This window comes from Photobacterium arenosum (assembly GCF_014841115.1).
In the GTDB taxonomy this organism is placed as follows: domain Bacteria; phylum Pseudomonadota; class Gammaproteobacteria; order Enterobacterales; family Vibrionaceae; genus Photobacterium; species Photobacterium arenosum.
The window spans coordinates 88,095-113,801 of record NZ_JACYTP010000013.1; the positions used below are offsets into that span (position 1 = coordinate 88,095).

9 protein-coding genes are annotated in these 25,707 nt (G+C 51.8%); 3 read left to right on the forward strand and 6 right to left on the reverse strand.

The genetic code is table 11. From position 1 onward, the window contains the following. Positions 1–154: 154 nt before the first annotated feature. Positions 155–1,213 carry a ribosome small subunit-dependent GTPase A gene (gene rsgA / locus IFO68_RS17630; protein ID WP_192017133.1) on the forward strand — a complete coding sequence of 353 codons (1,059 nt, stop codon included), beginning with the start codon at positions 155–157 and terminating at the stop codon, positions 1,211–1,213. 62 nt (positions 1,214–1,275) lie between these two features. On the opposite strand, the gene IFO68_RS17635 is transcribed toward rsgA, so the two are convergent. From IFO68_RS17635 to IFO68_RS17650, 4 genes are all read right to left on the reverse strand, one after another. Continuing rightward, positions 1,276–2,823, reverse strand: coding sequence for a BCCT family transporter (locus IFO68_RS17635; RefSeq protein WP_192017134.1), 1,548 nt, complete (start codon positions 2,821–2,823; stop codon positions 1,276–1,278). 233 nt (positions 2,824–3,056) lie between these two features. Beyond that, a complete protein-coding gene (locus IFO68_RS17640) occupies positions 3,057–3,977 on the reverse strand; it encodes a Gfo/Idh/MocA family protein (protein WP_192017164.1) in 921 nt (306 codons plus the stop codon). A 96-nt stretch (positions 3,978–4,073) separates the two neighbouring features. Beyond that, a complete protein-coding gene (locus IFO68_RS17645; protein WP_027252244.1) occupies positions 4,074–4,430 on the reverse strand; it encodes a helix-turn-helix domain-containing protein in 357 nt (118 codons plus the stop codon). 269 nt (positions 4,431–4,699) lie between these two features. Beyond that, positions 4,700–4,849: a hypothetical protein gene (locus IFO68_RS17650; protein ID WP_192017135.1), complete on the reverse strand. Its 150-nt coding sequence runs from the start codon at positions 4,847–4,849 to the stop codon at positions 4,700–4,702. Between the two features lie 355 nt (positions 4,850–5,204). On the opposite strand from IFO68_RS17650, the gene IFO68_RS17655 reads away from it, so the two are divergent. Then, positions 5,205–5,666, forward strand: a complete 462-nt coding sequence (locus tag IFO68_RS17655) for a DUF411 domain-containing protein (RefSeq protein ID WP_192017136.1) — start codon at positions 5,205–5,207, stop codon at positions 5,664–5,666. A 62-nt stretch (positions 5,667–5,728) separates the two neighbouring features. Here IFO68_RS17655 and IFO68_RS17660 read toward each other — a convergent pair whose 3' ends face one another. Next, positions 5,729–6,691: a hypothetical protein gene (locus IFO68_RS17660; protein WP_192017137.1), complete on the reverse strand. Its 963-nt coding sequence runs from the start codon at positions 6,689–6,691 to the stop codon at positions 5,729–5,731. A gap of 177 nt (positions 6,692–6,868) precedes the next feature. On the opposite strand from IFO68_RS17660, the gene IFO68_RS17665 reads away from it, so the two are divergent. Then, entirely contained in the window at positions 6,869–7,567 is a 699-nt protein-coding gene (locus IFO68_RS17665; protein WP_192017138.1) for a DUF2786 domain-containing protein, read from the forward strand. A 111-nt stretch (positions 7,568–7,678) separates the two neighbouring features. On the opposite strand, the gene IFO68_RS17670 is transcribed toward IFO68_RS17665, so the two are convergent. Further along, entirely contained in the window at positions 7,679–25,519 is a 17,841-nt protein-coding gene (locus IFO68_RS17670; RefSeq protein WP_192017139.1) for a non-ribosomal peptide synthetase, read from the reverse strand. Positions 25,520–25,707 lie beyond the last annotated feature (188 nt).

The following is a 25,707-nucleotide window of genomic DNA, read 5'->3' on the forward strand; positions in this document are numbered from 1 at the left end:
AACCAGTAAGCGAAAAAGATAACAGGACAGACACCCTCTCCGCTTCTGCCCTTTCCTCTTCTATTGCCCGGTTCTGAATAACCGGGGACATATTGCCCCTGAATTTTACCATTTCAGTTAATGACGCCTGTGCTGCGTCAGGGGTAAACACATCATGACAACAACGATTTCTACACCAACGTATTCTTTGCAAAAACTTGGTTGGAAACCTTATTTTCAACAGCAGCTGTCTCTCGACGAATGGGATCAGATGAAACCAGCCCGGGTATGTGCTTTACACAGAAACCGACTGGACGTTTTCTCAGAGCACGGCCATTTGTCGATACCTGTTCTGCCTAATATGCCTGAACTCGCTGTCGGAGACTGGATATTACTGTCTGGCGAAGACCATTTTGCCCGCCTGCTGGAGCGCTTTTCCCGCTTCTGGCGAAAAGCCGCAGGTAGCAAAATTGAAGAACAGCTCATCGCCAGCAATGTCGATACCGTTTTTATCGTCTGCTCACTGAACCAGGATTTTAATCTCAGTCGTATAGAGCGTTATCTGGCTCTTGCTCACCAGTCTGGTGTTGAGCCAGTTATTGTTCTGTCTAAGGCCGATTGTGTTGACGATCCCACCCTTTTCGTCGAACAGGTACATCACATCGATAACATGTTATTGGTTGAGTACGTCAATGGATTAGACAGAGACAGTGTCGCTAAACTGGCACCTTGGTGCAGAACAGGTAAAACGGTTGCTTTTCTGGGCTCTTCGGGTGCGGGGAAATCCACCCTGGTCAATACCCTGCTTGCCACTGAAACACAGCAAACAGCCAGTATCAGGGAGGAAGACTGTAAAGGCAGACATACCACGACCGCAAGGTCACTGCATCTGATGCAAGGTGGCGGTCTTCTGCTGGACACACCTGGTATGCGTGAACTCCAGTTAGCCGACTGCAGTGAAGGTCTGTCAACCACTTTCGCGGATATAGAAACGCTGGCAGAACAATGCCGGTTTGGCGACTGTGCTCACCAGTATGAGCCTGGCTGCGCCGTACTGGCTGCCATTGAATCCGGCGCGCTTGAAGAACGCAGGTTGCGCAATTATCTCAAGCTGAATCGCGAAGTGACCTTCAATACTGCCAGCATTGCGGAGAAACGAGCCAAATCGAAACAGCTGGGGCGCATGTATCGTACGATACAAAGCACTAACCGGAAGCATAAAAATCGGGAGTAACCAGCAACGAATAAACAACGCCCTCCGAAATGAGGGCGTTGTTTCAGGGTGAAAAAGTCTTGCTACTCAGTAACCAGCAAACTCTCAGATGGGGCAACTTCTGTTTCTCGGTGTAGCCTGATGGCGGCCAGCGGACCAGTCAGTAATGTGAAGGCCATAAGCAATGAAACAGGTACAGCCGTAATCACTATAAAAGATTGCAGGGCATTCAATCCCCCATCACCGGCCAGCAGTAATACCGCGGCCACAGCCCCCATTGCGATCGCCCAGAACAAACGATGCCCTCTGGCCGGTTCATTCTTACCTGAGGTCACCATCGCAATGGCATACGCCATAGAATCCCCGGTTGTGACAACAAAAGTTGTCGTCAGCACAAGAAAAGCCGGAATGAGCCATTCGCTGAAAGGCAGTTGAGACAAGGTTGCTAATAACACTGCAGGCAAGCCCCCTTCACTTAAGGGTTCTGAAATAACACCAGGTTGAGTCAGTTCAAAATAAATACCTGAGCCGCCAAGCACAGTAAACCAGAAATGGGTCACCAGAGGCGCACCGATAGCCACTGTCATGACCAGCTCCCGAACACTGCGGCCAACCGTGATGCGGGCAATGAAGATTGCCATCATAGGCGCGAAGCCGATAAACCACCCCCAGAAAAACCATGTCCACCAGGCGTTCCAATCCGGAGAAGCGTTTGTCAGGCTCATCGCAGGAAAGTGCTGGATATAAACAGTCATCGCTTCGGCAAACTTTTCAAAGATGAAGCCCGTTGGCCCCAGCAATAACATAACCACCAGCAGCAAGACGGCGACGATCACATTAAAGCGACTCAACCACTGCAGTCCCTTATCCATCCCTGTCGCTGCAGATAAGGAATAAATTGTGACCACTACCGCCAGCAAACCAATCTGAGTCAGTACCGAGTTATCCAATCCGGCAACAACATGCAGGCTGTAACCCAGTTGTGAGGCTAAAAAGCCTATCGGTCCGATTGTGCCAGCGGCGACGGCAAGTATTGAGCTTGCATCAATCACCGAACCCAGCCAGTGATTTTCCAGTCGGTCACCCACCAGCGGATACAACAAAGCCCTCGGTCTGAGCTTGATCCCTTTCTGATGGTGCGCATACATCAGCACGATTGTTGCTAATGTACCCAGCACAGCCCAGGCCAGAAATCCCCAGTGCAAAAAGCTTTGACTCAGCGCAGGCGCAGCCGTTTCTGGCTGACGCGCCGCCAAGCCATCAAAGGATGGCGGCGTGGTAACGAAGTGATAAATAGGCTCAGCTGCAGACCAGAACACGCCGCCACCAGCAAGCAGAGTGCACATGATCATGGCAGTCCAGCGAAACTGACCGATTTCAGGCCGCTTTGTATTGCCGAGCTTTATTTTGCCCAGGGGCGACAGCGCCAGACACAGTGCAAGAATAAAGTTCAGTACCATCAGCCATTGCCAAAAGTAGCCGAAGCTAGCGGTTGAAAGTGCAAAAAGGGATTGGATGGAAGAGGATACCCATGACAGGTCTACCAGCGCAGCAATCAGGAACAGACTGAGGAAACCAATGGTTAGAGCTGAAACCATTTTATCAGCACTATTTCGTTCGGAGGTTTGCATAAAATTCTCACCAGTTGTGTGAGGGGACGCACATTACCAGCTTAGAAACAGTAAATCTAACTCCATTGGTCAAATTAAGCTCAAAAAACAGCCAAAGAGAAGCAAGTGGTGAATTATTGAACAGGCAAACAAACCTGCATTGAATTTCCTTGCATTCTGAAAAAAGTTTGAACTCGAACCAATTTCCAATAACCAGACCCGTCAGATCTGGTTAAATTCAAGGGTCTCTGAGGCTATGGTTTGACTTTCTGGCAGATGGCTTCAGCAAGATAGTGAGTATTCAGGTTTCGTGCCACCAGAGAGGCTTCCATTTTTCCGTTCGCCACCACATCCAGCCAGTGGGCAATCATGGCAGTAAACCCTTTACTATCGAGCATGGGGGTCCAGTCTGGCAGCGCCAGCGCCTGTTCACGGCCTTCATCCCATTGCTTACCCGTTACCAGGGAATCAAAATGACAGGTCAGATTCTCATAGTTGATCGTCACATGTTCTGCTGTCACGCCATTCAGTCGATTCATTGATGCCTGAAATATGGCTTCATCAAGCTGCCATTCAACATCCAATCGCGCAAGTTTTCCCTGGTGAGACTGAGTTACAATATGCAGATCATTTTCACTCACCTGCCCGGAAATATTCACGCTGTCCAGCGCATGGATAAAATCATCAAACACAAAGGTTCGGGTATCACCGGGCAGATTCAGTCGGTGTTTTTGCCATTTCAAACCCAGTAATTTCTTACCCTCAGTCACTGACGAATCGCTCAGATAAGGCTTTATCAGTGGTAAATATCGGCGATTAAAACCAAGGAACAATGGGCATTGTTTTTCTTCGGCCAATTCATAAAGAGTCTCACACTGCTGGTAATTATCGGTAAGAGGCTTATCAACGAAAACGGCAATGCCTTGATTCAGAAAAAAGCGCGCAATATCAAAATGGGAAGAGGTTGCGCTGTGGATCATGACACCGTCTACGCCCAGCGCCACCAGTCCGCGATAATCTGTCACCGCATCCTGAATTCTGTGTGTTCGGGCAAGTTGCTTTAGTGTGTCTTCATTGCGGGTACAGAATACCAGCTCAAGGTCCGGCCATTGAGTGAGTACAGGCAAATACGCTTTGCGAGCTATATCCCCTAAACCAATAATGCCAATCTTCATCATTCCTCCTTGTTAAAGCCCAAATGGCCGATACAAAAAAGCCCTCGTCTGTGACAAGGGCCTGATTCGCTGATTTGCAAACAACACGTGAACTGATCAGTGAGTTGTCACGCTGTGCTCATATTCAACAACGATTTGATTGCCACTATATCGCACATTTTTGATATTGCCATCAACTATATACGTATTTGTTAATGTGACAGTGTTAGGCAAACTGCTGCCAATCTGCTCCCTCAGAGAAGGAATGGTAAGTACAGGATCAACACCCATATACTGACAGAACTGACTGACAAAACGATGTTCAAGCGGTAAGTTACCACGCAGAATGTCAGAGAAAAACAGCTGGCTTACCCCAAGTTTCTTGGCCATTTCAATCTGAGTCACCCGCATTTTTGCCTTATAGCTCATCCATGTTTCATAGAGTACTTTTCTGTCTTCTTCTGTGTATTGCATACCTGTTCCTAGCGCAAAAAAATGTCAATTCACCGCAATTAAAGCCTAAACCCTGTCAGGAAATGTCAGAAAAACGTTAGGCTTGTTCCAAATGCGACCCTCGCAAACCCGCATAGAATCTGGGTACAAGGCAGTTCCCTATCTTTCAGCAAGTTAGAAAACTTACCGTTTCTTGATTTTGGTTATGAATCCAATTTGTACTGGGGTTATAATCTACAACATTGATCATTAAGGAAGACACTCGCTAACAGCATGTTGACTCAGTTGCTTCACCAGCCGCATTGTTCAACGAACAGGATAATCATTGTTATCTTGTGCTTGCTGTTGCTGCCGATCAATAACGCCAGTGCAACTTTATTCCCGGCAGTCATGTCAGACGGATGTCCGTCGGTAATGACAAACTCAGACTGTTGTGCCAATACTGTTACCTTACCTGCGAGTAAAGCACCCCACACCTCCTGTCAGGACAATTTTCTGCATTCGGGGTGCTTACAGCATTGCCAGTCTTCCTGCCATACCACATTGATTCTTCCCGCTATTTTAGCGGCTCCAGTTTTGATGGCTGCAAGCCACAGTAACCATCCCTATTTATCAGGGTACTGGGACGAACCGGTCTCAACACTGTTACGGCCTCCTATTCATCTGTAACACAACGCTATTTTATGTACTGCCTGAGTAACGCTTTCGATGAGTGTAGCTTTTCGATTGGCGCTGCCCGATTAAAGACTGCTGAGCCTGTATGCCCAGTATCACAGATGAATAAAAGGTTAAATGATGAAAAAATCACAATATCTCCTGACTGCCACACTGTTACTGGCGGCTTTCCCCTCAATAGCTGCCGATACGATCAAGGGAAAGAATTACCAGTCTCCGTCCTGCGGTTGTTGTAAAGATTGGGTAAAACACATGAACAGCAATGGTTTTGAGATTGAAATGAACATGGCAAATAATCTCCATCCAATCAAACAAGCCAATGGGATACAACCTGAGTATGCATCCTGTCATACCGCTATTATTCAGGGGTACGTCATTGAAGGCCATGTGCCTGCGCAAGATGTGCAACGATTTCTGAAGGAAAAGCCCGCCAATCTGAAAGGCCTTGCTGTGGCTGGTATGCCGATGGGCTCACCAGGCATGGAGTATAACGACCAGAAAATGCCATATGACGTCGTCGCATTTGATGAAGAAGGCAACACAATCGTCTGGGCCAGCCATAATCAGGCTCAGACTCAATAAAGTGCAGATAAAGGCCAGGTATTCTGGCCTTTTTTCTTTAACTACCTGAGTTTTTTCAAAACTTATTTCTTTAGCAACTTAGCGAACCATTGCCTGTTGGGATCCTGAGTGAGCGCCCAGTGGGTATCCTCTTCTCTCTTCTCCAGATAAACCTGCAAGCCTGTGAAATAACGAAAAGCTGTCAGTTCTGAATCCTGACTGAAATGCGCCAGAAAAGCGTCTTCCAGTTCGGCCAACTGCGCCAACGTTGTCACACCGTTTTGCAAAGCCCATTGCACCGCATACGGAGAAATTTCGGTGCGAAAAAGTATCTGGGGTTCAATATACTTGATGCCAACCTCAATGCCCTGACTGAGCGAGACGGTCTGTTCAGATTCTGCCTCTTCCTGCAGTCTTTCTCGCAAACTGGCCAGACTGACAGCACGCTGAGTTTCTGAATAACCATGGGTGGTTTTACAAAAGCGGATAGCAAACCCTAACTGGTGACGTCCAACCAGCTCTAAAGTTTGTTCAAGGTATTCCTGCGGAATCACGTAACTTTTGGCCAATTGCTCAACGGCCTGTGAAATATTGGGATAAATAATACCGTTATATTCAACCTGAAAAGCATTGCTTAGCTGCCCCACCGGCTGACCATCAATCGCCAGCGGCCAACCCGGATAATTAACTCTGTCCCGTGCAATTTCAAACATCATCCAGGCGCTGTGTTTAAAGCCTTCAAATGCCTTACCTTCCAGTTCAGAGTCTTCCAGCTCTTCTCTGCTCCATTGTGCACCTATCTGTAAATGCTTCTGATACTGCTGATGCAAGCGCCCTTTCACTCTGTCACGCAGTATATCCAGCCCGCTTGCTTTGGTGCGGGAACAAAAGCCATAGCATTCTTCGCAGCAAGGTACTTTGACCGGCGGATCAATATCATAGTTAGGCTCAGGACGGAACACATGGCATTCATAGTAAGGCTCACCGCAAAACCAGCAGGTATGGCGAAATTCAAATGGCACATCGATAGACTGGACAATCGTCATTACTTAGCTCGGTTTGATTTGCAAAAAGTGCGGCTCATTATGCGGTTCAACCACAATCAGTACAAGGCAAGCCCTTCATTTCCCATTCATCGCAAAAGAATACCAACAGAGAACTTTGCCTTCCTGATAGCGAACACGCTAAAATACGTGACCGTTTTTTTAATGTGAGTGGTGTGGATGTCTGAACAAAAGCGAAAGGCACTGAAAAAAATAGCCAAATGCCTTGAGTTAGGTAACTCGGCCAACGTCAATGAAGCAGCGCAAGCCATCAAAATGGCTCATCGCCTCATGCTCAAGTACGGCCTGGAGCAAGATGACATTGAATTCATCCAAATGGGCAAAACAAAATCAGCCACCCTGTTACCGTCAGACATCAGTTCACACATTTTGAAAATCATTCGTGGGATCAACCGCCGCTTTGGTGTCGAATGTGTGCTGACCAATTACAAAGGACTCAAACAGGCTGAGTTTATTGGCGTGGCCGAACGTGCAATTTTCGCCGCTTTTGCCTTCGATGTCGTGTACCGCGAAATGAACCAGCAAACCGGCCAGTTCCGTAACAGCTTTGCCGGCACAGGAGCCAGTACAACCGAAGTCACACGCCGTGTTTCCTCTTTCCTTGCAGGCTGGATAGAAGGCGCGCTGGAAAAGCTGCCGATGCTGAACACTGATGATGACCATGACAAACGCATGAGTAATTTCATCGACCGTGAATTTGAAAACCTGGATCGTGAAACCTTCAAAAAACAATTACAGGAAGCCATGAAGGCGATGACAGATGATTACGAGAAAGGCATGAAAAAAGGCCGCTCTATTTCGGTTAACCGACCGGTCGGCGGAACACGCAAAGAAGCAACCAAGCTGCTGGAGCAGTAACTGCACAGCGTACAACATCATTAAAAAAACAGCATAATAAAACAACAAAATAGTCAAAAAATCCGGTGCCTGTCAAAGCACCGGATTTTGAGTCTTTCCAGAGTGATTCAGTTACCGCGTATTCTCTGTATCCATCGAGCGGTTAACTAAAGTATCAGCCGATATTTCCTGCAACACCGCATCAATACATTCCCCTAACCGGCGCCGATTCTCAGCATCCGCCATCATAGTGACATGATCGCCATCCACTTTTTTCACAATCAGCGAATGTGCCGGTAAATGGTGTTCCCATCCAAGTGCCGAGTTATCCGTGCGGTTAAAGTCCTGAGGTTTGATAGCTTCCCAATACCGAATCAGATCATCACTGCGCATGGGAGGCATGTCTTCTTTTGCTTTGAATAAATGCACTGCCAGTTCCGATGGCGAGAGAGTTGTTGCGCCAACCAAAGTCGCATAGTGATAACGCTGGTTCCACAACAACAGCTCTGCCTGATGATCATCCATCTGTGTACTGATCCCCCTATCTTTCAACGTCCTGAGCACAGCCTGTAGCGGCATATCACGCAACTGTGCCAGCAAGGCCAGATCAAGCTCTACATGTTCCACTTCGAACCAGCTCAGGAAAAGGGCTGTTACGCTGCTCATCGCCTGTTGAGGCCGCATGGTATCAAACAGTCCCAGCAGGGCCACTTCTTCCCCTTCCCTTTGCAATTGCAGTGCAATCTGGTAAGCAAGAATACCGCCAGACGAATACCCGAACAGGTGGTACGGCCCGCACGGCTGTATTTTACGAATCAGCGCTATGCTGGCTGCTGCCATGCCGTCCATGGTTTCAGGCAACGGCTGAGCCATATCCGGCCAGGGTACGGCATAGACAGGGTGATCCGGGTTAATGACTTTCGCTATCTCATACACGTAAGAATGATCGCCAAAGCCTGTCGGCAGAAAGAACAAGGGTGGACGTATGCCACTGCGGCGAGCCGGTAACGCGCTTAACGGACGTCGCTCACCGAACTGGTTATCGAGCTGCTCAGCCAAGTCGGCCAGTACCGGATGATCGAATATAGCCTGTACCGGAAAACTCAGGCCAAGCGACTGTGCCATACTCACCTGACGCACCGCCAGCAGGGAGTGACCTCCCAATTCAAAGAAATGATCGTAACGACCCACCTGCTCCATTCCCAGCAAATCTCGCCACAGTTGAGCCAGCATGACTTCAGTGTCTCCCTGAGGCGGCACATAGCCTGCATCTGTAAAAGCCTGACCCTGCGGTGCAGGTAAAGCACGTCTGTCCACCTTACCATTCGGTGTCAGCGGCAGACATTCGAGCCATATGTAAGCCGAGGGCAGCATATAAGCCGGTAAAGACTCCGCCAGATACTTGCGCATTGCCGGTGTTTCCGGGGCTGATGCACCGTCATCGAGTGTCAGCCATGCAACTAGTTGCTGACCATCCCCAAGATAATTTACATCGACCACCACATCACGAACCGCATCATGTGCACGCAGATACTGCTCGATTTCGCCCATCTCGATCCGGAAGCCGCGAATTTTCACCTGCCGGTCGTTGCGTCCCTGATATTCCAGACTACCATCCGGCAGATAACGCACCAGATCACCGGTCCGGTACATGTTTGCTCCCGCATTGAACGGATCGGGCAGGAACCGCTCGGCACTCATTTCCGGACGATTCAGATACCCCAGAGCCACACCGACACCACCTATGTAAAGCTCACCCACAGCGCCACGAGGAACAACCCGCCCCCGCGCATCCAGTACATAAGCACGCGTGTTACCTACCGGCTTACCTATAGGTAAACGATCGTGGCCATCAAAATGCTCTATATGCGCCGTGGTAGCAAAGGTCGTTGTTTCGGTTGGCCCGTAGGCGTGGATCAGTTTCACCGGCCTCTGGTATTGCAGCAGCTTCGCGAAAGCGGCCGGATCTTCCTTCTCGCCGCCGCAAATCAAATACCTGAGTTGAGACAAAGTGCTGCCAAGGGTATGAACATATTGATTAAACAAAGCGGTTGTCAGGAATAAGGCCGTGATCTGCTGCCTTTGCAATACCTCAGCAAAGGCTTTGGCATCCAGGACAGTTTGCGGGGAGATGACCACCAGCTGACCGCCATTGAGCAAGGCTGACCACACTTCCATCGTTGACGCATCAAAAGCCGGATTCGCTGCAAACGCGATAATGTCTGTCTCGTCGAAGCCCGCATAACCGTTGTTGATCACAAGCCGGCTGATACCCTGATGCGGTGTCATCACACCTTTAGGCTGTCCGGTCGACCCTGAGGTATACATGATATATGCCGTTGCTGTGCTTGACCGCAGCCGTTCAGGATTGTCAGTGCGCTGACTGCGCTCATCGGCTAAGACATAAGACAATGCATCATCACCCGGCTGTTCTGTAATGACGATACATGCACCGCAATCACTGATGATCCAAGCCTGCCGGGATTCCGGTAGTTTGGGATCAATAGGCACATAAACCGCGCCAGCCTTGAGTACAGCCAACTGTGCCACAACCAAATCCAGACTGCGCCCCAGCCTGACCGCCACAGGATCACCGGCTTGAAGACCCCGTTCAATCAGGACATGGGACAGTTGGTTAGCCTGAATATTCAACTCAGCATAACTGACAGATCGCAGACCATCGGTAACGGCAATCGCATCAGGATTAGCGCGTACCTGCTGTTCAAACACAGTGTGCACACAGCAGTCTGCCGGGTAAGCCATGGTCGTCTGGTTCCAGGTTTCCAGCTGCAAGCGATACTCAGCATCGGTGACAATGTCCAGCGTATTAACAGGCATGTCAGGCGTTGTGTCCAGAGCATGAGACAGTGAAGTCAGCGCCTGCAACATATATTCGCAAACCCTGGCTGCCTCAACCGGCTGACTGATTTGCGCCGTCAGACCAAGTGAATCGCCGCCATCTTCAACTGACATAACGAAGGGATAATTGGTCCGTTCCTCAGCACTGAGCAGTTCAATGCCTGCCGGTAATATTAACTCGTCACCCTTGTTATGGCGGTAGTTCAGTAATGCACTGAACAATGGCGTTCCTGCCGGCAGACCACTGCAGCGCTGAGCCAGCGCCAGAGGCGCATGTTCATGCTCAAGCAAACCACTAACATTCTGGTGTGCCTGCTGCACCGCACTCACTACATCCTTATCATTAATATCCAGGCGAAGCGGCAGAGTGTTAATGAACAGTCCCATCGCCTGCTCTGCACCTTCACCGGCCTGCATCCGGCCAAGCAATACAGTGCCGAATACCACAGTATCCCGGCCCGTAACGCGAGAGAGCACCTGTGCCCAGGCCAGATGACAGAGGCTGGCCAGGCTGACCCCCAGCTTGCGTGCCTGCTCTCGCAAAGCACGATTGAGATCGCCGGGAACAGACAAGTGAGAAGTCACAACACGTGCGCCGTCCCCCCGAACATCGCTCAGCCCGAATGGCAGCACAGGCTCCTCGATATCAGCCAGCAGCTGGCGGAAAAACACCTCATGTTGTGCCTGGCTCTTACCCAACCGACTTTGTGCAATCACGTTTCGGTATGGTGGCGCGACCGCCAGTTCGCTGGCTCTGCCAGCCAGAATAGTGGCAATCTCACTTTCTATCAGGGCAGACGTTGAATGATCGCCAATCAGATGGTGCCATTGCTGCAGCATTAACCAGCGACCGTCTTCGTCCTGACTTACCACCATATTCAGCAGTGGCGCCTTCGTCAGATCCAGACGGGAACACCGGGAGTCAAAGCGAGCCAGTAACTGCTCGGCCACTGGCCCGTCGGCCGGATTCAACGCTACCTCACTAACAGGTAAGGTGGCATGGCGCCAGACCACCTGTACAGATTCAGACAGACCATGGCTGATAAAAGCAGAGCGCAAAATATCATGACGATCAACTACTTGCTGCATAGCCGACAACCAATTGTCGAGCCGCTGGCGATTGTCAAAGCGCAGTAAAGCGGACAGCAGGTAGGTATCACCCTGTTCATTCAGTAAATGGTGGAAGTAAATCCCTTCCTGCAATGGCGACAAGCCATAGATATCCTGCACATTGCCCACACCGCCCGGAACCGTCGCCACTACCTGATCAATGTCCTGCTGATTCAGATCTGCCAGTGGGACTAACTCAGGGATAATACTTGTGGTGTCGACAGTGATCCGGTTCTCCGGAATCCGGACTTCCTGCTGTGAACCCAATGCTGAAGCCAATGAGGCCAGCGTTGGGGCAGAAAACAGAGTTTTGACATCTGCGGCAAGCCCATAGCGACGGAGTTCAGCCATCAGTTTCACCACAAGCAGAGAATGACCACCCAGTTCGAAGAAATTGTCATTCCGGCCAATGTATTCACGTTCCAGTATTGTTGCCCAGATCTTAGCAAGCAAGATTTCCGTTTCACCCTGTGGCGCCATATAAGCACGGCCAGCCTCAGCTTCCGGCAAAGGCAGCGATCGGCGATCCAGTTTGCCGTTAGGGGACATAGGCAGCGCTTTCATGCGGACAAAATCTGACGGGATCATATATTCCGGCATACGCGTGCTCAGGAACAAGCGTAATTGATCAGTGAAAACAGACCATTCACTGTTCGCCTCCACCGAATCCTCAGGAACCACCCAAGCTATCAAACGTTTATCACCGCTGGTTCCTCCCGGCGCATCAATAACCACATCCTTTAACGTGGGATGAGCACCAAGCTGAGTTTCGATTTCGCCCAGTTCAATACGGAAACCACGGATTTTCACCTGATGATCATTACGTCCGAGAAATTCCAGACTGCCGTCAGCAAGATAACGCGCCAGATCGCCGGTGCGATACATACGTCCAGGCGGATGGAAAGGATCGTCAAGGAAACGCTCAGCCGTTAACGCTGGCTGATTCAGATAACCACGAGCCACCTGAACCCCGCCGATATACAACTCGCCAACAGCTCCCTTGGGTACAGGATTCCCGTAGTCATCCAGCAGATAGACGCGGGTATTACTCACCGGACGGCCAATCGAGGGAGCCGGGGCGTTGAGATCCAGCGGCATCGAAGTTGCCACCACAGTCGTTTCGGTAGGACCGTAGTTATTGACGACTGTGAGTCCCGGCGGAACATTCAGCGGCCAGCGGCGGACACTGTCTCCACCAATCAGCAACTTACGTAACGACTGAGGTACCATTTCGTTTGCCAGTGCGACTTCAGCAAGCGGTGTCACCATAAAAGACACCTGCGCGCCACTGTTTTGCCACCAACGCAACAAGGCATCACTGTCACCTTTTACTTGTAACGGCGGCAGCAGCAGCGTTCCGCCCAGCGACAAAGCAGGCCAGATCTCCCAGACACAGGCATCAAAACCCAGTCCCGCCATACAAGTGCTCTTCTCCCGAGCCTGCAACCCGGTTGCTTCAGCATGCCAGCCAATCAGATTCATCAACTGAGCATGTTCAACCATCACCCCTTTAGGATGACCGGTAGAACCTGAGGTATACACCACATAGGCCAGATGCTCAGGACGAACCATCGTCTCTGGCGCACCAACAGACAAAGGTGTTGCCAGCGGCTCATCCAAAGCCAGAACAGGCACCTGCACATCACCCAGTGACTTACGGCCAGCCGAGTCGGCCAGCAAAAGCACCGGGGCGCTGTCTTTCAGAATATAGTGAAGCCGTTCAGCCGGATAATCCGGATCCAGCGGCACATATGCTCCTCCCGCCTTTAACACGGCCAGCAGTGCAACGATCATATCTGGCTTGCGGACAGCGCACACTGCCACTCTTGTTTCGATGCCGACACCACGGGCAATCAGTCCATGGGCTAATCGGTTTGCCCGGTTGTCCAGCTGGCCGTAGCTCAGAACTTCATCACCGCATACCAGGGCAACGGCCTGAGGAGAGCGGCTGGCCTGCTCTTCAATCAATTGATGCACACTGGCAGAGCCGGGATACACACGTTCAGTCTGATTCAGGCTATGAAGCAACAGCTTACGTTCGCTGTCAGGCAATATATCAACCTGCGACACCGGCTGGCTGACATCGGCCGCCATTGCTGTCAGCACCGCCAGCAAATAATCACTAAAGCGATGTACTGTCTCGGCCTCAAACAATGCAGTGGCAAAATTCAGCATACCTGTGATCTGCTCACCGCTCTCTTCCAGTGCCAGGGTTAAATCGAATTTGGCAATATCGTAACCGAGACCGGCCTCGGCCACCTCCAGCCCTGGCAGCGAGATATCACGCACAGTGTTATCCTGCCAGGACAGCATCACCTGAAACAGCGGTGTTCTGTCAAGCTGCCGAGGCGGATTGAGCGCCTCCACCACCTGCTCAAAAGGTAAGTCACTGTTTTCACGTGCCGCAAGCACGGCCTGTCTGACCCTTGTCAGCAAGGTATCCAGAGAGGGATCCTCACGCAGGTCGATATGCAGGGCCAGTGTACTGACAAAGAAACCGACAATAGGCTCTACCTCCAGCCGCCCGCGGTTTGCATCAGGCATACCTATCACAACCTGCTGCTGCCCCGACAGCCGCGACAGCACGATCCCCCAAGCAGCCAGTACCGTCATAAACAGTGAGGTTCCGTGCTGTTTGCTGAGATGGCGTAATGACTGCGTCAGCGCCTCATCAATCTCAAGCGGCACCTCTGCGCCGGCAAAAGACTGAACCGGAGGGCGTGGTTTGTCCGTCGGCAATGTCAGTTGCGTCGGTGCATCGGCCAGCGAGTTACGCCAGAACTGTGCCTGCCTGTCCAGCTTATCCTGACTGAGGTGCTCTCGCTGCCAATGAGCATAGTCAGCATACTGCAGCCTGAGCGGCGACAGAGGATTTTCCCGGTTGTGACTAAACGCCTGGTATAGCTCACCCAGCTCTTTCAGCAGGATTTTGGTTGACCAGCCATCTGAGACTATGTGATGGCAAACCAATACAAACAGAGTGTGATTATCTGTGATCTGCCAGACATGGGCGCGGACCAGTGGTCCCTCAGACAAATCAAACGGTGCAGTCATCTCGCGACGAGCTTGAACCAGCGCCTGACGCCGGGCGTTCGCTTCCGGTTCGGCTCGCAAATCATGCCATGACAGAGGCATAGCCTGCTCAGGCAGGAAACGAACCTGAGGCTGATCTCCCTGCGTTGCTACAGTACTGCGCAGGCTTTCATGACGTGAATACAATGCATCCAGACTTTGGCTGAAAGCGGCTTTATCTATCAGCCCCGTCAATGTCAGTGCTACCGGGATATGATAGGTCTCACTGGTGCCTTCGATCTGACTCAGAAACCACAGCCTTTGCTGGGCAAACGATAAAGGCACTGGCTCTTGCCTTGAAACAGGCGTAACAGGACGCTGCCGGATATCTCCCTCACCCTGCAACTCTTCAGCCAGCGCATGCAGTACAGGCGTAGAGAACAGAGATGGCAGCGACAGTGTCCAGCCAGCCTGTTCAATCCGGTTAGCCAGTTGTACCGCCAGCAGAGAATGCCCGCCCAGGTCGAAGAAATTATCATTGCGACCCACAGATTCCACACCCAGCAAAGAGGCCCACAAGGCAGCCAGCAAGCCCTCTTTTTCGCCCTTCGGCGGCTCATAAACTTCGCGGATCCCTGTCTGCTTTTCCGGTGCCGGCAGAGCACGTTTATCCAGCTTGCCATTGGTTGTCAGTGGCATTTCGTCCAGACAGACGAATGATGCGGGTACCATATAGTCCGGCAGACGGTTTGACAGGAACTGACGCCATTGAACGGCCAGTGTTTCCCTGTCAGTCTGACCCTTAGGGACAACCCAGGCCACCAGCCGTTTATCGCCATCAGCTGCCTGCCAGGCATCGACGGCCACATTGGTCACATTCTGATGGGCAAGCAGTGCTGCTTCCACTTCACCGCATTCAATGCGGAAACCACGAATTTTGACCTGCTGATCATTACGTCCTAAATACTCCAGCTCACCGTTCGGCAGATAGCGAGCCAAATCGCCCGACCGGTATAAACGCCCACCGTCATGAAACGGATCGTCAAGGAAACGCTCTGCATTCAACGCTGGCCGGTTCAGATAGCCGCGTGCGACACCGTCACCGCCCACATACAATTCACCAACCGCCCCATACGGCACCGGCTGACCGTGCGGATCCAGCAGATACAAACGAAGATCAGAGAGACGATGCCCGATCGGGCTGCCGCTGGCATGAATATCTGACGGTGACATGGCCCGATAAGTCACATGTACCGTTGTTTCAGTAATCCCGTACATATTCACCAACAACGGCGCATCAGCACTGTGGCGGTCGTACCAGGGCGTGAGATCGACCGGGTTGAGCATTTCACCGCCAAAGACGATGTATCTGAGCTGGTGCGGTGTATCATCCTGCGCCTGAATAAAGGCTTTGAACGCGCTCGGGGTCTGGTTCAGCACGGTGACACCGCTCTGGCAGACAAGACGGTAAAAGTCCTTTGCAGAACGGGCTGTTGTCTGTGGCACCACCACTAACCGGCCACCGTGTCTCAGCGCCCCCCAGATCTCCCATACGGAGAAATCAAACGCAAAGGAGTGGAACAGACACCAGACATCCTCAGCATTGAAACCGAAATCAGCATCTGTGGCAGTGAACAGACGGTCAACCTGACGGTGCTCAACCATCACTCCCTTGGGCTGGCCTGTTGAGCCGGAGGTGTAGATAACATAGGCCAGATTGGCCGGTGATAAACCCGCAACCTGCGGATCACGGCTATCCCCTGCCAAGGGCTTATCCAGCGACAACAAAGGGATCGCCTGTTCTCCGAGAGCAGAACGACCCGCTTCATCAGCCAGTAACAACACAGGCGCAGCATCCTGAACAATGTATTGCAGACGTTCGCCGGAATAAGCCGGATCTAACGGCACATAGGCTCCACCTGCCTTGAGAATGGCGAGAATAGCAACAACAGTGCCGATCCCCCGCTCTGTACATAGCGCAACCAGAGTATCAGGCCCGACTCCACGTGCAATCAGTTCATGAGCGAGCTGATTGGCCTGCTGGTTCAGAGACTGATAACTCAGTTGCTGGTCGCCGGACACCAGAGCGATGGCATCCGGTGTTTTCGCTGCCATGGCTTCAAATCTATGGTGGAGACAACGCTGCTCTGTAATCTGATTTTCAGACTGATTACTACCATCTAATAACCACTGACGTTCAGCTTCCGGGAGAAGGTTAATGCGGTTAACCGGCTCTGACACATCTTTTGCTATCGCGATCAATACCTGATGCAGATACGCAACATAACGTTCAGCCGTAGCCCGATCGAACAAAGCGGTTGCGAAATACAATGCCCCTGCGACTTCCTGCCCGTGATCGGTGAGATCCAGCGTCAAATCATACTTAGCGGCCGCGTAGCCCGGCGCAAGAGGTTCCGCATCCAGTCCCGGTAAGCGAATGTTATGGGCTGTATTCTCCTGCCAGGTCAGCATCACCTGAAAAAGTGGCGTATAAGCACGTTGTCGTGGCGGATTAACCTGCTCAACCACTTGTTCAAACGGCAAGTCGCCATTTTCCTGCCCCAGAAGCAATGTCTCGCGAACTTGTTGTAACAGTGCCGGCCACTCAATGTCGCCGGACAAATCCAGTCGCAACGCTAGTGTGCTGACAAAGAAACCCATCATGGGCTCGGTATCTAACTGCCTGCGATTGGCATCCGGCGTACCAATAACAACATCCTGCTGCCCCGATAGTCGGGACAGCACTATGCCCCAGGCAGCCAGTACAGTCATAAACAAGGTGGCACCATTACGCTGGCTGAACTGGCGTAATGCCTGGGCCAGTTCGGCCTCCAGCCGTATCACAACCTGATCACCAGCAAACGACTGCACGACAGGACGAGGACGGTCTGTCGGCAACGTCAGTAATACGGGTGCATCACTCAGCTGTTGCTGCCAGTAATCTGCCTGGCTCGACAGTCGCTCGGGCGTCAGCCACTGACGTTGCCAGCTGGCATAATCCGCGTACTGCACTGATAACGGGCGTAGCGGATTCTGTTCGCCTTGTGTAAATGCCTGATACAAAGCTGCCAGTTCACGCAACAAGATGCCGTTAGACCAGCCATCGGATACCAGGTGATGACAGGTAAAGGTAAAGATCTGCTCGTCATCACTGAGCCGGATAAGGCTGACACGCAGCAAGGGACCATTCATTAAGTCAAACGGTCTGCTCGCTTCACTCGCGGCGATCTGGAGCGCCTGCGCTTCTGCCTTGTCTGAATAGGATAATTGACGCAAATCATGCACAGTCAGCGGCAGTTCCGCCGCAGGCAGGATCTGGGCACAGGGCAGGCCGTCCTGACTGCTAAACACAGTGCGCAACGCTTCATGGCGCGCATAAATGGTATCCAGGCTACGTTGCCAGGACGGGATATCCAGCGAACCCCGTAAACGCACCGCCAGTGGCATGTGATAAATTTCACTCATGCCATCCAGCTGTGTCAGGAACCATAATCGTTGCTGGGCAAATGACAATGGCAGCCGTTCACCGCGCACAACGGGCTCAATGGACGGTAATCCTTCTGTATTGTCTGTCGTCAGCTGACGGGCCAGTTGATGCAGCACAGGATTGGCGAACAACGCCGACAGAGCCAACGGCTGCCCTAACTGCTGCATCCGGTTAGCCAGACGTACGGCCAGCAACGAATGGCCTCCCAGCGCGAAGAAATTATCATCCCGACCTACCCGCTCCACTTCAAGCAAAGCTTCCCACAAAGTTGCCAGCCGCTGCTCAGTTTCATTTTCGGGTGGCATATAGTCAGCACGTGACTGGCTATGCGCCTGAGGATCCGGTAATGCACGGCGATCCAACTTGCCATTGGGTGATAACGGTATTGTGTCAATCGGCATAAAGGCCACAGGTACCATGTAGTTCGGTAGCAGACTTGTCAGATAATCCCGCAATCCGGCTCCGTCCGGTTCACAACCCTCACCTGACACAAACCAGGCGATCAGGTGCTTGTCACCATGTCTGTCACTGCGGGCGTCCACAACGGCATCGAGCACCTGCGGGTGCGTCTGCAATACGGCCTCAATCTCACCACATTCAATACGGAAACCGCGGATTTTTACCTGCTGATCATTACGGCCCAGGTATTCAATGTTGCCATCCGGCAGGTAGCGTGCCAGATCACCGGTCCGGTACATACGTCCGCCATGTTCGGCATTGAACGGATCACTGAGAAACCGTTCAGCGGTCAGCTCAGGACGATTCAGATACCCGCGTGCAACCTGTATCCCCCCGATATACATTTCACCCACTGCGCCTAAAGGCACTGGCTGACCATATTTGTCTAACAGATAAATACGGGTATTCGCCACCGGGCGACCAATAGGAACGGTCACCAGATTTGTCTCGCGAGAACAATGCCAGGCGGTAACATCAACTGCGGCCTCGGTCGGCCCGTAAAGGTTGTGCAATTGTGCATGTGGTAACTGACGGTAACATGCCTTCACTAAAGAGGCAGGCAGCGCCTCGCCACTGCAGATAACCCGCGCGACAGGCTGACAGCGTTCTGCCGCGCCGCTGTAGGCCAGAAAACTTTGCAGCATAGAAGGCACGAAATGCAGGGTTGTTACTCCATAACGGGCAATAGTACGGCTGAGATAATCCGGATCTTTATGCCCTTCAGGACGTGCCATCACCAGTCTGGCCCCATACATCAACGGCCAGAAAAACTCCCAGACCGACACATCAAAGCCAAACGGTGTTTTTTGAAGGACCGTATCCTCTGCGGTCAGCCCATAAGCTTCCTGCATCCAGATCAAGCGGTTAACTATGCCCCTGTGCTCATTCATCGTGCCTTTCGGTTTACCTGTTGAACCCGATGTATAAATGACATAAGCCAGATTGTCCGGCTGGGACTGTGGTACTGGATTCTCGCAGCTCACACCAGATGGCTGGTTGCCGTTTAACGACATTTCAGGAATAGCGTGCTTGCCGAGCGCATTGCGCCCGGCTTCATCAGTCAGTAGCAAGACGGGATCAGCATCTTGCAGAATGTACTGTAACCGCTCGCCGGGATAAGCCGGATCCAGGGGAACATAAGCGCCACCGGCTTTCAGAATACCAAGCAGGCCGATCACCATTGCCAGACTTCGCTCAGCACAAACAGCTATCCTGCTGTCTGGGCCAACACCAAGTGCTATCAGTGTGTGCGCTAGTTGGTTTGCTTTCTCATTGAGCTGGGTATAGCTCAATGTCTGATCGTCACAAGCTTGATCTTCACAGACCTGATCGTCAAAAACCAAGGCAACGGCATCTGGTGTGCGTGCCACCTGCGCTTCGAACAAGGTCTGCAGGCACTCGGACTGAGGATAACCCCTGGCAGTGCTGTTCCAGCCATTGACGAGCATGGCATACTCATTGTCCGGCACAATCGGCAGTTCACAAACCGGAAGATCCGGCGTATAAGCCAGCGCATTGGTCAACGCACTCAGCGCCTGCTGCATATAACCGCATACCCGTTCTGCCTCTATCGGCGCAATGACCTGAGCCGTGATAGATAGCATGTCCAGACCGTCATCCACCGACAGTACAAAGGGGTAGTTGGTTCTTTCCTCTGCGGAAATCAGACTCACCCCTTCAGGCAGAGGCAGGTTATCACCTTCGTTGTGGCGATAATTGAGCAATGCACTGAATAATGGCGTTCCTGCCGGTAAACCACTGCAACGCTGCGCCAGCGCCAGTGGGGCATGTTCATGAGCCAGCAGAGCACTCAGGCTTTGATGGGTCTGACGAACAGCGTTTTCTGTACTGCGGCTATCCATTTCCAACCGCAAAGGCAAGGTGTTGATAAAGAGTCCCAACGCACTTTCAGCCCCTTCGCCGGATTGCATACGACCCAGCAACACAGTGCCGAAAACAACACTGTCCTGACCGCTGGTTCTCGCCAGTACCTGCCCCCACGCAAGGTGACAAAGGCTGGCAAGGCTGACCCCCAGTTGTTTTGCATGTACCCGCAACGCCCGATTCAAATCAGCGGGCAGCGTCAGGCTTGCTTCATTGGTTTGCAAACCATCACCGTGAACATTGCTCAGACCAAAGGGCAGCACAGGTTCAGACATATCAGCCAGCATGCGACGGAAAAATGTTTCATGCTCGCTGTCACTGACGCCCAGCCGGGCTTGTGCCACCGCATTGCGAAATGGTTGTGCGGGTTTCAGTGCCGCTTCGTTACCTGCCATGATTTCGCAGACTTCTTCAACCATCAAGGCCAGCGTCGTATGATCACCAATAAGGTGGTGCCATTGTTGTAACGCGCACCAGCTGCCATCTTGCTCTTGCGCAATTACAACATGCAGTAACGGTGCCTGAGTCAGATCCAGTCGGGTATGACGGGGATCATAACGCGATGCCAGTTGCTGGCTGATCTGCCCCTCCGCCGGGTCCAGCACCAGCTCTGTTGCATTGAAATTAGCCTGCCGCCACACAACTTGTACCGGAGACGCTGTACCAGTTGCCACAAAAGCAGTGCGCAGAATGTCATGCCGAGTGATAACCTGCTGCATTGCAGCCAACCAATTATCCAGACGGGACCGGCTGTCAAACTGTAAGGTAGCGGACAGCAGGTAGGGATCGCCTTTTTCTGCTAACTGATGGTGAAAATAGATCCCCTCCTGTAACGGAGAAAGTGCATAGATATCCTGCACATTAACGACACCGCCCTGCACACTGTCAGTGATCGCAGTAATCTCTTCCTGAGCGAGATCGGCCAGAGGCAACATGTCTGGCGTGATTGTTTCACTGCCAACCCGAATTCTGTTTTCAGGTACGGCCACATCGGCCTGGGGGACCAGCGTCTGAGCCAATACCGACAGCGTCGGTGCAGAAAACAATGCCTGCAAATCTGTCGCCAGACCGACCTTACGCAGTTGAGCCAGCAATTTGACCACAAGCAATGAATGGCCACCTAATTCAAAAAAGTTATCATCGCGGCCTACACGCTCAACACCCAACAGATCCTGCCATATACGCGCCAGTAACAATTCTGTTTCACCCTCGGGAGCGACGTAAATCATTCGTCCGGTTTCGGTCAAATCAGGCGCTGGCAGTGCACGGCGGTCCAGCTTGCCGTTCGGCGACAAAGGCAAGGCTTTCAGGCTGACAAACACAGTGGGAATCATATAGTCTGGCAGGCGTCCCGCGAGAAACGCTGACAGCTCGGTATTCAACTCTCCCCATCCGGACTCTTCTGCTGGTACCAGCCAGGCAACCAGCCGTTTCTCTCCTGTACTGTCTGACAGTGCATCGACAACCGCATCACAGACAAATGGATGGGACACCAGCTGCGCTTCGATTTCGCCGGGCTCGATCCGGAAACCCCGTATTTTCACCTGATGGTCATTCCGGCCCAGGTATTCGAGGCTGCCATCAGGCAAATATCGGGCTCGATCACCGGTTCGGTACATTCGCCCTCCCGGCTTAAATGGATCGTCAAGAAATCGCTCAGCAGTAAGTTCAGGCTGATTCAGGTAACCGCGGGCAACCTGCTCACCACCAATATACAATTCGCCTATCGCCCCCAAGGGTACCGGCTGCCCCGACTCATCCAGTAAATAGGCACGCGTATTAGCGATCGGGCGGCCAATCGATGGCACTACAGCACCAGTGTGCGGATTCCCCGATGTGGCAACAACTGTGGTTTCTGTCGGGCCGTAATTATTCAATAATGTCAGGCCATGCGGGATGTTCAGCGGCCAACGGCGAATACTGTCGCCACCAATCAGCAAAGTTCTCAGTGCCACAGGAAGATGACCGGCAGCAAGGGCGACTTCAGCCAAAGGCGTCACCATGAAAGATATCTGTGCGTCGCTGTTACCCCACCAACGCAACAGCGCATCACTATCACCGGATACTTCTCTTGGCGGTATCAGCACTGTGGCGCCCAATGACAAAGACGGCCATATTTCCCATACACAGGCATCAAAACCCAGACCCGCCATACAGGTAGTGCGCTCTCCGGCTTTCAGTTCTGTTGCCTCGGCATGCCAGTAAATCAGATTGAGCAACTGGCCGTGTTCGACCATCACCCCTTTGGGCTTACCCGTTGACCCTGAGGTGTATACCACGTAGACCAATTGATTGGGTTGGACCTGTATCGCCAGGTTTTCAGATGAAATCGTCGCAGGTAACGTTGCTTCCAGATCCAGCACAGGAACAGGATGCACACTTAACGCCGAACGGCCAACGGCATCGGCGAGCAACAACACAGGACGGCAATCATTAAGAATATACTCGAGCCGCTCACCAGGGTAACTGGGATCTAATGGAACATACGCCCCTCCGGCTTTGAGTACCGCCAGCATTGCCACAATCAGTTCCGGGCTGCGCGTGGCACAGATTGCTACCCGGGTTTCCGCCCCCACGCCATAAACCAGCAGTTCATGCGCGAGGCGGTTTGCCCGCGTATTGATCTCGGCATAACTGAATTCGGCGTCTCCGTAACGCAGAGCAATGGCATCAGGCGTTTTGTCCGCCTGCTCCTCAAACATGGCATGAACGTAACTCACCGGCGGGAAGTCAGCCGCTGTTACATTCATCTCCTCCAGTAAATAATGACGTTCGTTCGCATTCAGCAAACACAGCTCACTTACCGGGGTATCAGGTTCATTACGCGCTTGTTCAAGGACAAAAAGCAGGTGTGTACTGAGCCTGTCAACCTGCTCAGTTCCAAGTACTGCCTCATCATACAGCCAGCGGAATCTGTTCCCTGCTTTATCGATTTGCAGCAGTGCGCCGGCATCTATCGGGCAGTCAGTAGCGGCAGAGATATCAGAAATCAATTCAATCGTCAGTGGCCACCAGACGGTTGGCGACAGTAAAGCATGGAGCTCAGGATGGAAAGGCAGATGCGCCAGCACACGGTCACATTCCGTTTTCAATAATTGCTGGGTAGCTGAAAAATGCTGCGTCATATCCAGAGAAACATGCACCGGCAACACAGCATCGGCTAACAGACTGTCTACTTGCCTCTGTAACCAGCCAATCTGGAAATCGGTTTGATCTCCCATTCGGGCAAGATAAACAGCGACAGCGCTCAGAAAAGTCGGCAGATCGGTCTTGCCCACAAACTGCCAGGCTGTAGCTTGCCAGTTTGTCTCTGACGGGGCGATTTGTCGGGCCGGAAATGCCGAAGGTATGGGTTGCTCCAGACGGGCTTGCCAAAAAGAAGCAAAGCCTTTCCCTTCATCAAACAGCGCAGTCAGGCGGGAAGCCTGCTCTTCGCTGAGTACAGGCAGACGCTGCCCCGGCTCCAGCTTATACTGACGTGCAAGCTGTTTCCCTGATTGCACTTTTCCGGATGCGTTAAACCAGCCACCAATGCGTACAATTCCCTGAGCTGTCGCAATGTCCCACCCCTGATCGTCAATATGCAGTATCGTGCCTGGTAAGGCCGTGGTTTGGCCTTCGCACACATCCACAGTGTCGATACCGAGCACACCATCCTTCAGTGCCAGTTTAACCGGACAAGCTTGCGAAGGATGACCTATGGCATAAGACAGCCGTTCCAATACCTGAGCGGATTGGTCCCAGCACAGCACCCCACCCGCAGCAGGCTGAAGACGGGATACATAAAAATTATCCTGCAAATCCGCCTCATCCGCTTTGGCAGCAAGACGTACAACATCTTCAAGCTGGCTGTCTGGTTTATGACAAAGCGACTGGAGAATGAACTGAAAGCGGCGCTGCAGGTTATCAAGCTGCGCCAGTGAATGGATATGCGGCGCATCGACAAACATGACATCCAGTTCCTGTGCCTGTCTGTCTTCAAAAAACAGAATCTGCATATCGCTGACCGAGATATTTCCGCCATAATGCCAGCGTGTTTTACATTGCCAAAAGCTATCACCGTTATCAAAAGCGACAATATTAATCGCAGGGCCAAACCAGGATACATCAGCAGCGTTCCTGTCCCGCCGGATATCCTCGCCCCGGTAGAGTTGACGCCGAACCGTTTTCCCCATTTCGGCTGTCACCTGCCGGGCCAGATGCTCAAGCGTGTCATCAGGGGTTAAGCGCAGAATCAGCGGAACCACATTCGCGGTCATACCTATGCCACTGCGCTCCCGGGTCCCAGCTACCGGCAGACTGAAATTCAACTCGGTATGACCTGTAACACTATAAAAACAAGCCGCCACTGCCGTTGTCAGCAGGTGTGCGCGGTGAACACCAATTTGTGCAGCACATTGATCAATCTGATCCAAATCTGCCTTGTCGAGCACATATTTACTGATGTTCATTTCTGAATAAGGGACGTGTTTTTCTTTGCGGGTCAGAGTGTGAACGGAAGACGCGGTATACTGCTTCCAAAACTGACTATCCTTTCCTAGCCTCGCCGAACCCCGATATTTTTTATCGTTCTCATAGAGTTGGGTAAAGCCACAGCTTTCAAACTCAGGAATAGGTTGTTGGCTCGCCAGCGCATTGTAAGTCAGCACAATCCGGCGGCTGAACTCTTCCCCGCCTCTGCCATCAATCAGCATGTGATGTAAGCGGCGGTAAAAAATGCACTTCTCTGGTGCCAGATTCAGTACAGCAAAATGATACAAATCGTGCGCAAGGACAGAAACGGCCCGGTCAGCGTCATCACGCATCCATGCTATAGCAGTGTCCAATGGATTATGGCTGGAGGAGAAATCATAAAAATACAGCGGCTCAGCCGTCTGCTTGGCATGATATTGATAAAGTTCCCCCTCCTTTTCAACAAATCGCGCCTGAAGAGCGGGTATATCGTTAATTGTTATCTCAACGGCCTGGCGCAGCAACTCAACATTCAATGGCCCATCTATCACGCCATAACCCCAGAAATTAAAGGGCTGCGTTTGAGACATGGTTTCGCTAAGCCAGAGTTCATGCTGGGCCGTGGTAATCCCATGCAAAGTATGTTGCTCTTCACCGACAAAATAAAAAGATTGAAGGCTATTATCGTTTAACTGAGCCTGTTTATTCATAATATTCCCTATCTTATTGTCAATACGCAATGAAACTCACCGTACAGCCAACATAAAAAATGCACCAACCGACAGAACGAGTGGTAATAAAAAGTGAGGGAACAGATTTGCCCCAACATGACTAATGAGTGTTATCAGCTATTACATTCAGGTATTTACCGGACTATTCACAGCGTAAACAAGTGTAG

Bases quoted from the DNA above. Each gene is read 5' to 3' on its own strand.
- IFO68_RS17640 (WP_192017164.1), bottom strand. From the start codon at position 3,977: ATGAAGATTGGCATTATTGGTTTAGGGGATATAGCTCGCAAAGCGTAT.
- IFO68_RS17665 (WP_192017138.1), top strand. From the start codon at position 6,869: ATGTCTGAACAAAAGCGAAAGGCACTGAAAAAAATAGCCAAATGCCTT.
- IFO68_RS17635 (WP_192017134.1), bottom strand. From the start codon at position 2,823: ATGCAAACCTCCGAACGAAATAGTGCTGATAAAATGGTTTCAGCTCTA.
- IFO68_RS17645 (WP_027252244.1), bottom strand. From the start codon at position 4,430: ATGCAATACACAGAAGAAGACAGAAAAGTACTCTATGAAACATGGATG.
- IFO68_RS17660 (WP_192017137.1), bottom strand. From the start codon at position 6,691: ATGACGATTGTCCAGTCTATCGATGTGCCATTTGAATTTCGCCATACC.
- rsgA (WP_192017133.1), top strand. From the start codon at position 155: ATGACAACAACGATTTCTACACCAACGTATTCTTTGCAAAAACTTGGT.
- IFO68_RS17670 (WP_192017139.1), bottom strand. From the start codon at position 25,519: ATGAATAAACAGGCTCAGTTAAACGATAATAGCCTTCAATCTTTTTAT.
- IFO68_RS17655 (WP_192017136.1), top strand. From the start codon at position 5,205: ATGAAAAAATCACAATATCTCCTGACTGCCACACTGTTACTGGCGGCT.